The organism is Burkholderia sp. CpTa8-5, assembly GCF_017815045.1.
Classification (GTDB): Bacteria; Pseudomonadota; Gammaproteobacteria; order Burkholderiales; family Burkholderiaceae; genus Burkholderia; species Burkholderia sola.
The window spans coordinates 377120-394651 of sequence record NZ_JAGIQD010000003.1; the positions used below are offsets into that span (position 1 = coordinate 377120).

At 63.8% G+C, this 17532-nt stretch carries 8 protein-coding genes; 7 read left to right on the forward strand and 1 reads right to left on the reverse strand.

Annotation, left to right across the window (positions count from 1 at the left end):
- Positions 1–4 precede the first annotated feature (4 nt).
- Entirely contained in the window at positions 5–6055 is a 6051-nt protein-coding gene (locus J8I35_RS07895) for an MG2 domain-containing protein (protein WP_209924930.1), read from the reverse strand.
- A gap of 310 nt (positions 6056–6365) precedes the next feature.
- On the opposite strand from J8I35_RS07895, the gene J8I35_RS07900 reads away from it, so the two are divergent.
- From J8I35_RS07900 to J8I35_RS07930, 7 genes are all read left to right on the forward strand, one after another.
- On the forward strand, positions 6366–6872 hold the full coding sequence (locus J8I35_RS07900; protein ID WP_209924931.1) for a sugar dehydrogenase complex small subunit: 507 nt from the start codon (positions 6366–6368) through the stop codon (positions 6870–6872).
- Positions 6872–8491 carry a GMC family oxidoreductase gene (locus J8I35_RS07905; RefSeq protein WP_089489433.1) on the forward strand — a complete coding sequence of 540 codons (1620 nt, stop codon included), beginning with the start codon at positions 6872–6874 and terminating at the stop codon, positions 8489–8491. The genes J8I35_RS07900 and J8I35_RS07905 overlap by 1 nt, the downstream gene beginning before the upstream one ends.
- Before the next feature lie 2 nt (positions 8492–8493).
- Positions 8494–9771, forward strand: coding sequence for a cytochrome c (locus J8I35_RS07910; RefSeq protein ID WP_209924932.1), 1278 nt, complete (start codon positions 8494–8496; stop codon positions 9769–9771).
- A 67-nt stretch (positions 9772–9838) separates the two neighbouring features.
- Positions 9839–10366 carry a DoxX family protein gene (locus J8I35_RS07915; protein WP_348522254.1) on the forward strand — a complete coding sequence of 176 codons (528 nt, stop codon included), beginning with the start codon at positions 9839–9841 and terminating at the stop codon, positions 10364–10366.
- A 62-nt stretch (positions 10367–10428) separates the two neighbouring features.
- Positions 10429–11535, forward strand: coding sequence for a porin (locus tag J8I35_RS07920; RefSeq protein WP_209924933.1), 1107 nt, complete (start codon positions 10429–10431; stop codon positions 11533–11535).
- Between the two features lie 488 nt (positions 11536–12023).
- Complete coding sequence (locus J8I35_RS07925; protein ID WP_209924934.1) at positions 12024–14528, forward strand: type VI secretion system Vgr family protein; 2505 nt, start codon at positions 12024–12026, stop codon at positions 14526–14528.
- A gap of 61 nt (positions 14529–14589) precedes the next feature.
- Positions 14590–17529 (forward strand): glycoside hydrolase family 19 protein, encoded by a 2940-nt coding sequence (locus tag J8I35_RS07930; protein ID WP_245170147.1) that lies wholly within the window; start codon positions 14590–14592, stop codon positions 17527–17529.
- Positions 17530–17532: the final 3 nt, after the last annotated feature.

The following is a 17532-nucleotide window of genomic DNA, read 5'->3' on the forward strand; positions in this document are numbered from 1 at the left end:
CCGGTTACTTGCCCGCGTCGGCCGGCTTCACGGTCATCGGCGGGTTCGGCCACAAACCGTACACGGACGGCGCATACAGCGCCTCGACGCGCGTCGGCGGTAATTCGAACGTGCCGACGTTGTTCAGCCGCACCGTGTACTCGACCGAGAATTTGCCCTTCGGCAAATAGTCGTAGTACGCGCGATAGCCGTCGAAGTCGCGCTCGATGAACGCCGGCCACGCGCCGTCGGGGGTTTTCTCGCCCTGCATCGCGGCTTCGGAATCGCGGCCGAGGCCCGACCCGAGGATCGTCGCGCCGGCCGGAATCGGATCGTTGACGGCGACCCACGTCATGTCGCTCTGCGCGTCGATGTCGAGATGCACGCGCACGACGTCGCCGCGCGTGAGCACACCCTTGACGGCCGGCGACACGGGCGTGACGGTCTTCGTGATCCGGTAGCCGGCCGCGAACGGCGCGCGCAGCGGCACGGCCGCGAGGCTTTCGACCGTGGCCCACGGGCGGCCCGTGCCGTCCTGCGTGACCGACAGCGTGGCCGGCCCCTGCGACGCACGCGGCCACGGCATCAGCACGCTGCGCGCGGCGGCCGCGCGGGTCGCCGGCGTGGCCGACGCAGGCGCATCGGCGGGCGCGGCCGATGCCGCTTGCGACCACGAGATCGAACGCTCTTCGCCGCCCAGCGCCACCTTCGTCGCGCCGGCGACCGGCGTGCTCTCGTAGGTCCGCGAGAAGCGCTCGACTGCGAGCAGGCCGAGTGCGTTCGACGTCGTCGTCTGCCATGCGCCTTGACGTTGCAGCGCGAGCAGGCCGGCGGTCACGCGCGGCATTTCGTCCTTCCATGCCGGGTCGCCCGCGAATTCCAGCGCGAGGCGCGCGGCGTTGGTCTCGTTGCTGGTCATCAGCCACCACAGGTCGTCGTCGCGCGCGGTCGAGAACACGAGTTGCGTGCCCTGGTAAGTCAGGCGCGCCCGCAGGATCTGGTCGACCTGCGCGCGTTTCTCGTCGCGTTGCGGGATGTCCTTCACGCGCGTGAGGATCGCGTGATAGTCGATCACCGCCGAGGTCGGCCACTGGTTCGGCGCGATCTCGATCGAACCGAGCATGCGGCCCTGCGCGGCGCCGTAGCGCGACAGCGCCTCGATCGCGGCGAGCTTGCGCAGGTCGCGATCCTGGCGCGGCGCCCACGCGTTGCGCTCGAGGCGGCCGTCGACGAAGCGCGCGAGCCCGGCCTCGAGCTGCGTGCGCAGGTCTTCCGGCAGCGCGAAGCGCGGGTCGAGGCGGCTGGCTTCGTCGGACACCACGAGAAGATACGACGACAGCGTCGGGCTGCCATGATGCGAATCGTCGGACGACGGCGGGAAGTAGCTCGCCAGCCCGTCGCTGTCGAGATAGACGGGCATGCGCGCGATCAGCGCCTGCCATTGCGCGGGGTCGCGCAGCCCGATCGCACGCGACGTCTGCTGTTCGAGGCAGCGATACGGATAGCGTTCGAACCAGCGCCGCACGCCGGGCAGGCCGTCGGCGAGCTTCGACTGCAGCGACACGGCGATGCCGCCGCGCGGCGCGCCTTGTGCGTTGCTCACAGCGCCGGCCGGGGCCGCGACGGGCACCGTCAGCGTGCCGTCGACCTGCGCGAGCGTCGCCTGCTGCACGGTCACCGGCAGCGCGGGCACGACCTTCTGCGCGACGGCCAGCGCGTCCGACGCGCGCTTGCCGCCTTGCTCGGCCGCTTCGATGCGCCAGTTCAGCGCACCGGCCGCATCGAGCGCCTGCTCGGGCACGGTGATCGTCCACGCGACCTCGGTCGCCGCATTCGCCGCCAGCGACACGGTTTGCGGCGCGACGTCCAGGCTCGTCACGCGCGGCGTCACGACGACCTGCATCGCGCGATCGGTCGTGTTGCGCAGCGTGACCTGCGCACGGAACGCGTCGCCTTCGCGCACGAGCGGCGGCAGGCCGGAGATCAGTTGCAGATCCTGCGTGCTGCGGATCGACGTGCTGCCCGTGCCGAAACGGTCCGGGCCGACCGCCGCGATCGCGACGATCCGGAAGCGCGTGAGCGCGTCGTTCAGCGGCACCTCGACGGTTGCGCTGCCGTTCGCGTCGAGCGTCACGCGCGGGTTCCACAGCAGCAGCGTGTCGAACAGCTCGCGGGTCGGCGCGCTGCCGCCCCCGCCGCCGGCCGGCACGGCCTTGCGGCCGAAGTGGCGGCGGCCGACGATTTCCATCTGCGCGGTGGCCGTTTCGACGCCGTACGCGCGCCGGCGCAGCATCGCGTCGAGCAGATCCCAGCTGTTGTTCGGCATCAGTTCGAGCAGCGCCTCGTCGACGGCCGCGACCGCGATCTGCGTGCCGGCCGGCGCGGGCTGGCCGTTCGGCAGCGTGACCTTCACGTGCGCCTGCGCCTTGCTGCGTACGGTGTAGCGGGTCGCGTCGGTCGTCACGGTCACGCCGAGGCGATGCACGCCCGTGCCGACCTTGATCTCGCCGAGCCCATAGCGGAACGCGGGCTTCGACAAATCGACGAACGCGGTCGGCGCCTCATAGTGGCGGCCTTCGCGCCAGAACGCGCGCGCCCATTCGACCGGCGCCTTCCAGCCCCACGTGAAGAACGAGTACCACGGCACTTCGCGAATTCGGCCGCGCAGCGCGAGCACCGACACGTAGACGTTCGGCCCCCACGATTCGCCGACCTTCAGGTCGACGGTCGGGTTCTTGCCGTTCAGCTCGACGATGTGCGCTTCCATCACGCCGCCGCGCTCGACCGCAACCAGTGCGGTCGCGTAGCGGAACGGCATGCGCACCTGGAAGCGGGCCGTTTCGCCCGGTTCGTACGACGTTTTCTCGGGGATCACGTCGATCCGGTCGGTGTTGTCGCCGCCGAACCAGAGTTCGTCCTCGCGCGTGACCCATACCGACGTCGACGCATTCGACGTGCGGCCGTCGCCGTCCTTCGCGACCGCGATCAGCTGCACGTTGCCGGCCTGCTCGAGCGTCGCGTCGCAGGCCATGCGGCCCTTGTCGTCGGTCTTGCCCGAGCACAGCACGCCGAGGTCGCGCGTATCGCTCTTGTTGTCGTACGCATAGAAGCCGCCGACCATCCGCTTGCGCGACGACGTCGTGATGCGTGCGATGCCCTTGATCTCGATCGGCACCGACGCACGCGGCTTGCCCTGCAGGTCGACCGCCAGCGCCTGTACCGGCACGCGCTGGCCGACCGACACCCAGCGGCCGGCCTTGATGCCGGCCACCACCGCGGCCGGCCACAGGATCGTGTCGCCGCGGATCGTCTGCACTTCGCCGTTCGGGTCCGCGAACGTTGCCTCCAGCGCGATGCGCTTCGGTGCGTCGACGTCCGGCAGGCCCTTGAGCGTGACCGAACCCGCGCCGTTGCGGTCGAGCGTCAGCGGCAGCTTGTCGGCGATCAGCTTCGTCGCGTCGGGATCGTTGCTCGACGCCGACGACGACGCGTTGTCGCCGTCCTGCGCATCGTCGTCGGCGTTGCCGTCGCTCGTGTCGGGGCGATACGGCGTGAAGCTGAAGTCCTCGAAACGATCCGCGAACGGCGGCGACGCCCACTTCATCAGCGCCGACACCTGCACGGGCAGGTTCGATGCGCCGCCGCCCGACACGTAGTCGATCTGCACCGCGAGCGGCGCTTCCTTGACGGCGACGAGCGGGCTCTTCTGCGCGTCGCGCGCGCCGATCGAGCCTTTCAGCACCGGCAGGCGGAACGCCTCGACGCGGAAGCTGCCGCTGTAGTAGGTGGCGGTCGGTGCATCGTCCGGGCCGCCTTCGAGCTCGACGCTGTATTCGCCGAGCTTCGCGGCGGCCGGCAGCGTGAACTGCGAATCCGCGCTGTGGTCGGCCGCCCACGTGAGCGGCAGTTTGTACGTCTGGCCGGTGCCGAGATGGCGGATCGTCACGCGCGTCGGGTATTGCGACGGGAACGCGAGGCTCTGCAGCGTCTCGGTGCGGATGAAATGCTTCATCGACACGGTTTCGCCGGCGCGCAGCAGCGTGCGGTCGAACACGGTATGCGCGCGCACGGTCGGTGCGCTGTCGGTGTCGGTCGGCACGTTGAAGCGCCACGATTCGATCCCGCGGTTCCAGCCCGAGCTGACGAACGCCATGTCGGGGCCCGTCTTCGGATCGTCGACGCGGGCCGACACGAAATAGTCGTCGAAACGCTGCTCCGACGAACTGCATGCGCGCTTCGGCTCGAACGGCCCGTCGATCTTCAGCAGGCCCTGCGCGTCGGTCTTGCCGGCCGCGATTTCGTCGCCGTTGCAGTCCGACACGCGGATCTGCGCATTCGGCACCGGCTTGCCCTTGTCGAGCGTCGTGACCCACACCAGGTTGTTCTCGCGGCCCTGTTTCAGGTGCACGCCGAGGTTCGTGATGAGCACGGTGGTGCGCACGTACATGCTCGACGGCTTCGCGAGCAGCGAGCGGCCGAGCGCGGGCGACGCGAGTTCGAGCACGTAGAAGCCGGGCTTGTCGATCGGCACGCCGACCACTTCGAACGGGCGCAGCGCTTTCGGATCGGCCTTCGGCAGCGTCAGCACCTGCGCGCCGGGCTCGCCCGCGAGCAGCGACAGCGAGCGCACGTCGATGCGGCGGTTCTTCGGCGCGGGCTGCTTTTCGCCGGCCTCGAGCGGCACGTAGACCGGGCGTTGCCCCTTGCGCTCCAGCAGGCCGGGAATCTGGTCGTCGATCGAGCCGGCCGTCATCGACCAGTTGTCGAAGCGATCGACGGTGCGCATCCATTGGCGGATCGCGGTGTCGTTCTCGACCTTCAGGTTCGCGAATTGCGCGCCGCCCGCGTTGAGGCCCGCGATATGCAGGTCGGCCTCGACGTTGCGCAGCGTGACGGGCACCAGCGCGGGCGTGCCGGGCTCGGCGAAGCGCTCGACGATCCCGAAGGTGCCCGACGAGAATTTCGCGAGCGGCGGCATCGGCGCGGTGCGCGTCGCGAGCGGGAACAGGTCCGCGTTGGACAGCGGCCGGTCGGTCACGTCGTGCAGGCCCGACGGCAGCTCGACGGTGAGAGCCGCCTGTTCGGGCAGCGGCGGGTTGAACGTGACGGTCGTCACTTCCTCGCTGTGATCGTCGGCCGCGAAGGTCGGCGACAGCGAACCGTCGGGGCCGCGCAGCTTGATCGCTTCGGCCTGCTTGCGCGCGATCGGCGCGTTGAACGACAGCGTGAGCGGGCGCAGCGGCGTGCAGGGCGCCTTCGCGTTCTCGCGTTCGCACGAGAAGCTCGCGGCGAACGGTGCGCGCACGGTGAAATCGAAGCGCCGTTCCGTTTCGTTCGCGATGCCGCTCGGGCTCGCGACGCCCTTGCCGTATACGAGCTGCATCTTTGCGCTCGCCGGCAGCGCCTGCGCGCACGACAGCGTCAGCACGCGCGCGGCATCCTTCTTCAGCCCGAAGTGATCGAGCAGCGCGTTGCGCGCATCGTCGTCGGCGGCCGTGACGGGAATGCGGTTGCCGATGCCGGCCGCTTCGCACCAGATGTTCGCGAGCGCCGAACGCGGCTCGGCCGGGCCGTTCAGCTTCATCACGAAGACCTGCCGCTCCTCGATCTCGCGGGAGCCGGGGCGCACCGACACCGGGAACGGGCCGCCCGTCTGGAACGTGAAGCGACGCGGGCCGCTGACCGCATTGCCGGCGACCGAGCGCAGCGTGTCGTTGAGCGCGACCGAGCAGCGTACGCCGGGCGGCAGGTCGCTTTCGAAATCGTAAACCCAGGTCTTGTCGTCGAGCCAGTGGCCCGAGCCGCGCGCGGCCGTCGAATCGTTGCAGGTCACGCGCGCCGGATTCGGCGCAGAGGCCGAGCCGAACGCGACCATCGGTTCGTCGAACTTCACGACGCTCTGCCGGACTTCGGTGACGGTGCCTTGCGGCGACACGCTCACCGTGCGCGCCGCGCCCGCATGCAGCGACAGCGCGGCGGCGCCGCCGAGCGCCGCGACGGCGCCGATGCGCCAGAGCAGCCGGGTCGTGTGGTGGGTGTGGTTCGTTTCTTTGTTGTGCTTGTCGCGCTGCTTCATCGCTCGATTGCCCTCGGAGGGAAGCTTTCTGTTTGATTGCACGGGATTCTAACCGACCGCCGCGCGCGCGCAGCACGGCGTGCAGGTGCAGTGTGTGGTCGGCGCGCGACACGGGCGTGCCCGCGGCAGATTTGTCGCGCCGACGACACAAAATTGCAGCGAAATGTCGATTGTCACGGATTGCGGAACATTTAATGGACTATAAAAAGATTGTTCGATCCGATTTGTGCGCGTACATTTCAGGGCCGCGCCAATGTTTGAGAAATATCAAGCGTGGTTTTCCCGAATCCGGTGTTCGAGAGAAGGAAACATGCACAACGACAACACCCCCCAATCGCGTCGTGACAACGACGCAGCCGTAACCGGCATCACGCGGCGTCAATGGCTGCAGGGCGCACTGGCGCTGACGGCGGCGGGCCTCACCGGCTCGCTGGCGTTGCGGGCCCTGGCCGACGATCCGGCCACCGCGCCGCTCGATACGTTCATGACGCTTTCCGAAGCATTGACCGGCAAGAAAGGGCTGAGCCGCGTCACCGGCGAGCGCTATCTGCAGGCACTGCAGAAGGGCTCGTTCAAGACGGCCGACAGGCTGTCGCAACTCGCCGGTGCGCTCGCATCCGGCTCGCTGAATCCTGACCAGGAATCGCTCGCATTGACGATTCTCGGCGCGTGGTATCTCGGCATCGTCGACAACGTCGTGATTACTTACGAAGAAGCATTAATGTTCAGCGTGGTGTCCGATACCCTCGTGATCCCTTCGTATTGCCCCAACAAACCCGGCTTCTGGGCCGAAAAACCGATCGAGAGGCAAGCCTGATGGCCGATACCGATACGCAAAAAGCCGACATCGTCGTCGTCGGATCGGGTGTCGCCGGCGCGATCGTTGCACACCAGCTCGCGATGGCGGGCAAGTCCGTGATCCTGCTGGAAGCCGGCCCGCGCATGCCGCGCTGGGAAATCGTCGAGCGTTTTCGCAACCAGCCCGACAAGACCGATTTCATGGCGCCGTACCCGTCGAGCCCGTGGGCGCCGCATCCGGAATACGGCCCGCCGAACGACTACCTGATCCTGAAGGGCGAGCACAAGTTCAACTCGCAGTACATCCGCGCGGTGGGCGGCACGACGTGGCACTGGGCCGCGTCGGCGTGGCGCTTCATCCCGAACGACTTCAAGATGAAGACCGTGTACGGCGTCGGCCGTGACTGGCCGATCCAGTACGACGACCTCGAGCATTACTATCAGCGCGCCGAGGAAGAGCTCGGCGTGTGGGGCCCGGGCCCCGAGGAAGATCTGTACTCGCCGCGCAAGCAGGCATACCCGATGCCGCCGCTGCCGTTGTCGTTCAACGAGCAGACCATCAAGAGCGCGCTGAACGGCTATGACCCGAAGTTCCACGTGGTGACCGAGCCCGTCGCGCGCAACAGCCGCCCGTACGACGGCCGGCCGACTTGTTGCGGGAACAACAATTGCATGCCGATCTGCCCGATCGGTGCGATGTACAACGGCATCGTCCACGTCGAGAAGGCCGAGCAGGCCGGCGCGAAGCTGATCGACAGCGCGGTCGTCTACAAGCTCGAGACCGGGCCGGACAAGCGCATCGTCGCCGCGATCTACAAGGACAAGACGGGCGCCGACCATCGCGTCGAGGGCAAGTATTTCGTGCTCGCCGCCAACGGCATCGAGACGCCGAAGATCCTACTGATGTCCGCGAACCGCGATTTCCCGAACGGCGTCGCGAACAGCTCCGACATGGTCGGCCGCAACCTGATGGACCATCCGGGCACCGGCGTGTCGTTCTACGCGAACGAGAAGCTGTGGCCGGGCCGCGGCCCGCAGGAGATGACGTCGCTGATCGGTTTCCGCGACGGCCCGTTCCGTGCGACCGAAGCCGCGAAGAAGATCCACCTGTCGAACATGTCGCGCATCAACCAGGAGACGCAGAAGATCTTCAAGGCCGGCAAGCTGATGAAGCACGAGGAGCTCGACGCGCAGATCCGCGACCGTTCCGCGCGCTACGTGCAGTTCGACTGCTTCCACGAAATCCTGCCGCAGCCCGAGAACCGCATCGTGCCGAGCAAGACGGCCACCGACGCGGTCGGCATCCCGCGCCCCGAGATCACGTATGCGATCGACGATTACGTGAAGCGCGGCGCGGTGCACACGCGCGAGGTCTACGCGACGGCCGCGAAGGTGCTCGGCGGCACCGACGTCGTCTTCAACGACGAGTTCGCGCCGAACAACCACATCACCGGCGCGACGATCATGGGCGCGGATGCACGCGACTCGGTCGTCGACAAGGACTGCCGCACGTTCGATCATCCGAACCTGTTCATCTCGAGCAGCTCGACGATGCCGACCGTCGGTACGGTGAACGTGACGCTGACGATTGCGGCGCTCGCGCTGCGGATGTCGGACACGCTGAAGAAGGAAGTCTGACCGTGCGGAAATCTACTCTCACCTTCCTCCTCGCCGGCTGCCTCGCGCTGCCGGGCCTCGCACGCGCGGCCGATTCGGCCGATCCGGCGCAAGTCAAGCGCGGCGAATACCTCGCGGTCGCGGGCGACTGCATGGCGTGCCACACCGCGAAGGGCGGCAAGCCGTTCGCGGGCGGCCTCGGCATGCCGGTGCCGATGCTCGGCAAGATCTATACGAGCAACATCACGCCCGACCCGGACACCGGCATCGGCAACTGGACGTTCGACGACTTCGAGCGCGCGGTGCGGCACGGCGTGTCGAGGAACGGCGCCAACCTGTACCCGGCGATGCCGTACGTGTCGTACGCGAAGATCAACGACGACGACGTGCAGGCGCTGTACGCGTACTTCATGCACGGCGTCGAGCCGGTCAAGCAGGCGCCGCCGAAGAACGAGATCCCCGCGCTGCTGAGCATGCGCTGGCCGCTGAAGATCTGGAACTGGCTGTTCCTGAAGGACGGCGTCTACCAGCCGAAGCCGGCGCAGAGCGCCGAGTGGAACCGCGGCGCGTATCTCGTGCAGGGCCTCGCGCATTGCAGCACGTGCCACACGCCGCGCGGCATCGCGATGCAGGAGAAGTCGCTCGACGAAACGGGCGGCAGCTTCCTGTCGGGCTCGGTGCTCGCGGGCTGGGACGGCTACAACATCACGTCCGACCCGAACGCGGGGATCGGCGGCTGGACACAGCAGCAGCTCGTCCAGTACCTGCGCACCGGCAGCGTGCCGGGCCTTGCGCAGGCGGCCGGCCCGATGGCCGAGGCTGTCGAGCACAGCTTCTCGAAGATGACCGAAGCCGACATCGGCGCGATCTCGACGTACATCCGGACGGTGCCGGCGGTGGCCAGCGGAGACGCGAAGCAATCGCGCTCGTCGTGGGGCAAGCCGGCCGAGGACGGCCTGAAGCTGCGCGGCGTCGCGCTCGCGTCGTCTGGCATCGATCCGGCGCGGCTGTATCTCGGCAACTGCGCGACCTGCCACCAGATGCAAGGCAAGGGCACGCCGGACGGTTACTATCCGCCGCTGTTCCACAACTCGACGGTCGGCGCGCCGAATCCGACCAACCTCGTACAGGTGATCCTGAACGGCGTGCAGCGCAAGGCCGGCAGCGAGGACGTCGGGATGCCGGCATTCCGCCACGAGCTGTCGGATGCGCAGATCGCCGCGCTGACGAACTACGTGACCGGGCAGTTCGGCAATCCGGCCGCGAAGGTGACCGAGCAGGACGTCGCGAAGCTGCGCTGACGCGGCATGCGACGAAGCAGGGCGACAACGTAAAAGAGGAGGAGCACAGCACATCGGGCGGGCCCCGATGCCGGTTGTTGCAGAGCGGGGCGGGCGGCGCGATGGGCCGCTCGCTCCGGTTCACAGGCAATCCGGTGCGTGCGGTTGCGCGCGCATCGTTTTCGTTGATCACACCATGACACCGAATCAACCGTTTCTCGCGTCCCAGCGCGATGTGCTGCTGCTGCTGTCCCGAATCCTGCTCGTGATCCTGTTCGTGATGTTCGGCTGGAAGAAGATTATCGACTTCTCCGGTACGATCGCGTTCATGGGCAGCGAGGGCGCGCCGGCTCCGATCATCTCCGCGGCGATCTCCGTCGTGATGGAGCTGTTCGTCGGGATCGCGATCCTCGTCGGCTTCCAGACGCGGCCGCTCGCGCTGCTGCTTGCGCTGTATACGATCGGCACCGGCATCATCGGCCACCACTACTGGACGATGACGGGCGGCGAGCAGATCAACAACATGATTCATTTCTACAAGAACATCGCGATCTCGGGCGGCTTGCTTGCGCTCTGCGCGGCCGGCCCCGGACGTTTTTCGATCGATCGCGGATAAGCGACCCGAGGCGCGTGCATGGGGCGCGCGACGGACGGTCGAGACTTCGAGGGGGCATCATTTTGCGACTCAAATACTTCGCATGGCTGATTGCGGCCGCCACGCCGGCGGCTGCGTTTGCGCAGACGAGCGTCACGCTGTACGGCCGGATCGACGGCGGCATCGAATACCTGAACCACATCGTGAAGCCGAACGGCGGCAGCGGGACGCGCTGGAGCGCGGAAAGCGGCGACTGGGGCACCAGCATGTTCGGGCTGAAAGGTGTCGAGGATCTCGGCGGCGGGATGTCGACCGTCTTCAACCTGGAAACCGCGTTCCAGGTGATGAACGGCCAGACGGGCGGCGGGCGCATGTGGTCGCGGCGCGCGTACGTCGGGTTGAAGAGCAACACGTGGGGTCAACTGCAGGCCGGCCGCAACCTGTTCATCGACAGCGACGGCGTGTGGGAATTCGATCCGTTCGTGCAGCAGGCATTTTCGTCGGCGTCGCTTGTGCGCGGCCGCAACTGGCAGCAGAGCAGCAACAACATCGAATATCACAGCCCGGTGATCGGCGGCTTCGACGTGCAGGCGCAATACGCGTTCGGCAACCAGTCGCGCGGCTTCAACTACGGCGCGGCCGACGATTTCGGCCGCTCGGACGGGATCATGATCTCGTACCACTCGCCGGTGCTCGACGTGCGCGGCATCTACGACGAGCTGCGCGACAACAACGGCAAGTTCAGCAACATCTTCACGGCGTCGCGCGAGTACTTCGTCGGCGCGAACGTGAAGGTGTCGAAGTTCAAGATCCAGGGCGCGTATACGCACTACCAGGCGCCGGACAGCCCGGCTGGTGTCGCGGATCGTGCGGATCACTACTGGCTTGGTGCGACCTACTCGGCGACGCCGCAGTGGGCTGTGACAGGCGGCGGGTATTACGTGAAGGTGGGTGATGGCGGTGGAGACGTGTCGCACGATCCGTCGGGGCACGCGATCATGTACGTGCTCGGCACGACGTACAACCTGTCGAAACGGACGTTCCTGTATGGCACGGTCGCGTATGCCCGCAACGGCGGGAATTCGAACTTCTCGCTGATCGCGTCGCCGCGGGATGCGACGTCTGGGACGAGTCCGATGACGGGCGAGTCGCAGACGGGCGCGTATGTGGGGATGATGCATACGTTCTGAGTGTAGGCAACGCCAGATACGCAAAAGGCACGGGTGATGAACCCGTGCCTTTTGCGTTTACAGCGCTTGCGAAGCGTTCTGGCAAGCGTGCTGATGTCGGTCGGCGGAATCAGAGGCATCGTGTCGGTTATGTGGCCGCGACATGTCGCTCTGCCATCGGTTCGCCGGCTCGGGCGTGGCTTACATACGTATCGCGTTGCGGGTGCAGTACACGCGCGATTGCGTCACACTTTCTAACGTTTGTGGACCGGAAACTTCAAGGCAAACGTCGGTTGCCCGATTTATCGCTGTCTGACTGATGCCAGCTACGGCGGGCACTTTCGCTGCAGACGTCGAATGCATCCCCCGACGGGCCGCGTGCCTATACTGCCCCGCGACATCGTTGTACTCGAAAGCATCACGTAAGCTCCCGTATCGATGAGATACCAATCGGCCGCCCGGCACCGCCCGGCGGCCGTTTTTGTTACTACACGGTACGGGGTAGCCTGATGGTTTCCGATCTCCTGAACAAGGCACTGCGCACGCAATACGTGCAACACGGACGAATTGTCCGCCTCGATACGCCGCTTGGCGAAGACTGGTTGGTCCCGCTCTATGTCCGGGGGCGCGCATGCCTCGGGCGAGACTTCGAATTCACCATCGACGCAACGTCGACGCGACTCGAAACGATTCAGGCGAAGGCGCTGATCCGGCAATCCGTGACGCTGTGGATTCGGCAAATGGACGGCAGCGAAATGCCGATTCACGGCTATGTGACTGCATTCAGTCGCCTGGGCGGGGACGGAGCCAATACCTACTACCAGCTCCGCTTCAATTCGTTCCTCGCGCTGCTGCGCCTCGGCAGTGACCGGCGCGACTGGATCGAGACTCCTGCGCAACAAACCGTGTCCGATGTGCTTGGGAAGTATCCGCAGGCGGCCGGCAACTTTACTTGGCAACTGCGTCAATCGTTGCGCTCGTATTCTCAGCGGATGCAATGGGAATCCGACTGGAACTACGTCCATCGTACATTCGAAGAGCTTGGTCTTTTTCCGCGTTTCGATATCGCGCAGGACGGCAAGTCGCACAAGGTCGTCATCATGGACGACCTTTTGTCGGTTCCCGAGTTGAAGCACAAGACCATTTTGTTTAGCCGCTCGGTGCAGAACGAAGAATTCGATGGTCTGAGCGAGTGGATCGATTCGCAGGAAATCCAGTCGGCCGAACTCGACACAGGCACGTTCGACTACAAGCGCCCGGATCTTTCCAAGCACGTCACGATGCCCGCGTTCGATCTTGACGATGTACCGGGGCTGGGCGAGCAGTATGAATACACGGGGTCACATACGTGGTCGGATCGCGACATGGGCGAGGCTCAGGCAAACGTTGTCACCGAAGAGTGGCGCTCACGCGCGCAACGCTTCTACGGTGTGGGCGCATTGCGTTGCGCATGGCCTGGCCGCTATGGGGTGCTGACCGGGCACGCGGTGCATGATGCGCAGCCGGATCAGGATCGTGAAATGGCGATTCTCTCGGTGAACTGGCTCATCCAGAACAACGTGCCGGGACTCGAGAACCTGATGCGTTTTCGCAGGAGCCTGCGCGCTGAAGTCGAGCAAGCGCGCGCGAGCGGTGCGGGTTCGTCCGTACGCCATGACGACGGCGGCGTGGGATTCTTCCACGTCGAAATCGAGGCGCAACGGCGCCGCGTCGCGTTTCGTAGTCCGTTCGAACACAAGAAGCCGATCATGCAGCTTCAGACGGGCATCGTCGGCGGTCCCGAGGACGAAGAGATTTATACGGATGCGATGCTGCGTGCGAAGGTGCGGCTGACGTCCAATCGACTCAATGACGGCGACCAGAACGTGTCGGCGTGGATACGTGCGGCGATGCCCGATGCGGGCCACAAGCGCGGCGGCATGTTCCCGCTGCGCAAGAACGACGAAGTCTTGATTGGCTTCATCAACGGCAATTGCGATCGTCCCGTGATCCTGTCCAGAATGCACGACGGCGAAAGCATGCCCGAATGGCACACGCACGGGCTGACTTCGGGCTTGCTGTCGCGCGAGTACGGCGGTGAAGGTTATAACCAACTGATGATGGACGATGCCAGTGGGCAGAACCGCGTGCATTTGTACTCGACGAGCTATAGCTCGCATTTGCACCTGGGCTATCTGATCCAGCACTCGGGCAACACGCGCGGCGCGTTCATCGGGCAGGGTTTTGACCTCAAGTCATTGAGCTATGGTGCGGTGCGGGCCGAGCAAGGGCTCTACGTGTCGACGCAACCCGCCGCGACCCAACCGCTGAGTGTGACGGCAGCGTCCGAACAGCTTACCCGCGCCGAAGCAATGCTGGCGACGACGTCGAAGGCGAGCCAGACGAATCGCGCGCAGAGTCAGCAAGACGGCCACGATGCACTGAAAACTTTCACGGACGCAACGCAGCACCCGGTGGCTGGCACGACCAAGGGCGGCCGCACGGCAGGCGGCGGCACGGGCAACGCGAACGGCTTCGCGAAGCCGATCATGCTGCTGTCGAGTCCGGAAGGCATTGCCGCATCGACGCAAGGGTCGGCGCATATCACGGCAAACAAGCAAACCAACGTGGTTGCCGGAGAGGACATCAACCTCGCAGCCGGACGGGCGTTACTCGCCAGTGTGTTGGAGCAAATCAGCCTGTTTGCGGAAAAACTTGGCGTCAAGATCTATGCGGCGAGCGGCCCGATAGACCTTCAGGCACAGAATGATTCGATGAGTTTGGCCGCTTCGCAAGATGTGAAGATTACGGCCGGCAAGAAGATGTATCTGTCGGCCGATGAAATCTGGATCGGCGCGAACGGCTCGTATATCAAGCTGACGGCGAACATGATCGAGAACGCAACGTCGGGGCAGATTGTAGAAAAGTGCGCGAATTGGGAGAAAGCCGGTGCCGCAAGCGGTGCGCTACAAAATCCGCTGAATTCGTCGCCGGTATCGACTGAGGGCGGGCGTTTTACCGTGTTCTCCGGTTGAACCGCGCGACCGGTACAGTCTAATCACAAAAAATCCTGAAACCGAATCCGAGTCGGGAATCATGAGCAAGACAACCCATAAAAAGAAGCACCATCCAGCGACCGCGCCGCAATCGGCCCCGAAACCAACGGAACCTGCGGATACCACGCTGAATTGGGCGTATCCGTTCACGCCCGTAGGTAAGGCCGACGCGACAGACCCGATGACGTATTTCCAGGCGCTGGCAAAATGTGAGAACGGCTTTTATCCGATGGGCGTCAGCGGAATGTGGCATGGGGGCGTGCACTTCGCCGAAGGCAGCGCGGAGATGTTGAAGCAGGACAGCGGTGTGCGCGCGATTGCGGACGGCAAGATTGTTGCATACAGGCTGAACACGAAATACGAGGAAACGACGTATCCGAACAACCTCGGTCTGGCGCACTACTCGACCGGCTTTGTGCTGATTCGGCATGAGCTGAAATTGCCGCCGAAACCGGCACCGACGGAACCTGCGAAACCGGCTTCGGCACCCGCGTCGGCTCCCGCACCAGCATCGACGAACGCTGCACCTCCTACACCCGCTCCAGCCAATAACGCGCCGTCCAACACCAAACCGGCGAACGACAAATCCCTCGTGTTTTTCAGCCTGTACATGCACACGATGGATTGGGCGACCTATCAGAAGGCGATTGAGCAGGCCAAGGCGAACCCGAAACCCGATCCGGCGCTTCCAACGCCGATGTCATACTGGGAAGGCGACCGCTATTATCGAGTCGGCGACAAGGCGAAGGACCCACAATCGGTGCCGAAGCCGAAGGCACCTGTCCAGCCTCCCGCTACGCGAGCGGATTCGGCCGACGATCTGCCCATCAACAATACCAGCCAGAACGAGCCGATACCGACCGATAGCGATCAAGATGTCGCCCTACCGGCTCCGCAGATGGGATTGCGCATTCGCGAATTGCCAAACGGAAAGAGCAAGATTCTCGGGATATTACCGACCGGGGCCGAAGTGATTGCCGGTGAAGGCGATCCCGCACACACGGATTGGATCAAGATCAGGGCCATCAAATCGGGCACGGTTTTGTCTGCCGAAGTGGGTAAGCCGGTATCCCCCCAAGCGCCTTGGGGCTACGTGTTCAAAGGAGAACTGGATGCCGTTGTCGATCCGAAGCCGCTCGATACGGTCGTTATCCTGAAGGAGCCGCAGCGCATCAAGGCAGGCGAAGTCGTCGCGCATGTCGGCCAGTATCAATGGCCCAGGAAGGCAAGTCCGATACCGCCGAAGCCGAACTACCCGATGCTGCATCTCGAAGTGTTCGCTGGCGCGGATTTCAAGGATTTCATGAACCAAAGCCGCGCGCGTGCCAAAGAACTGAACGATAAAAGCAAACCGCTTCTGGAAATCGAGCAGGGCGCCAAGCTGGTCAGCGAAATTCCCGCGCCTGATCAGCAACTGACGCAGGCCGGATTGAAGCTCGTGCCGATAGGCGACGCGAAAGGTTCACGTTGGGTCAAGGTGCAGCCGAAGAGCGTGACGAATGTGCCTGCGAAAGGCAAGCAGAAGGCGACGCAGAGCCTCAAGGACGTCGGGAAGCCGATGTGGGTAGAAAGCAGTCTCGCCAATACAATCAGCACGGCGAATGTGTCGGGGTGGCAGAACTTTCCCCTGGACGTTTCCAAGGCCGCAGGGCCCGGCGCAGACTTTCGGCGTGTGTTTCGTCGCGCTGAACTCAACAAGCTTGGCGCGGATAACATCGCAATTGATGATAAGGGCCATCATTGGTGGAATATCACGATCGGCTCGAACGATGGGTCCTCACGGCAAGGATGGGTGTGTGAAACCGACCATCCCCACGTACAGTTCCGGAGTTCATGGGAATGGCCGGGTTTCGAATTGGTCGACAACGGCAGCGTCAGCCCTTCTGACATGTTCAAACGCCATATACATACGACCGAGCAATATCTGGCGGATGAGGACGGTACGGAGTTTATGGAAACGGCGGCGAAGGTCAACGCTGGCGAACTCATCACGAAACTTGAAAAGGCGATCGATACGAACCACGACGGGAAGGTGTCGGCACAAGAACTGAAGCATGCACTGGAAACGCCGTGGATGGCCGAAGCGGTTTCGCATTTGGTGGTGCGCAATGAAACCGAATGGGGCGGCGGTCTCGGCAAGTGGGAAGAACTTTACCCGCTCATGCAGAAGCAGACCGAGATGTGGAAGACGGAACTTGACCGGCTCGCGAAGCTTCAATGGTGGGAGCAGATCAAGGGGGTTGACGGTTTCCCCACAGATCTTTCGCCTTGGCACTTCCATCCGATTGGGTTGATCGGGAATTTTGCGGACACAGACTGCTGCGCAATTACGGTCGAGTTATTGGAAAAGGTTTATGAAAAATCGGGAGACTGGTTTACGGGGAAAGGCGGATCAAGGACCTTTGTGCAGGAGTTTCCGGAAAAATACCCGGATATATATAAATACGACAAATATAAATTCGTCTCGCTGCTCAATGCTAAATTGAAGGAGTATGGCATTGTCGGGTGTTATCATAAAGCCCATTTTCTCGCGCAATGTTTCCACGAGTCGGCTAGGTTCGAGACAACAATAGAGTTCGCCTCCGGTGAGGGATATAACCCTGGAGTGCATCCGGATGCTATTAAGAATGGAAATACTACTCTCGGAGATGGGCCGAAATATAAGGGAAAGGGAATAATTCAGCTGACGTGGAAAAATAACTATGCAGCATACTCCGTACACAGGGGAATCGATTTTGTGGCCAATCCTGAGCTTATTGCTACCGATATGGAAAACGCCATCGATGCATCTTGCTGGTATTGGCGGCACAAAGGAACGCTTTCGGAAAAGTATGAGGCCAAGGGTGATATAAATATTATCGTAGATCATGAGAAAAATAATGTTAGATTAATTACGTTGGCCGTCAATGGTGGGCATAATGGATTGCCTGAACGTCAGGAACTTTTTGATCGAATCAAGAAAGAGTGGAGGTTGACTTGATAA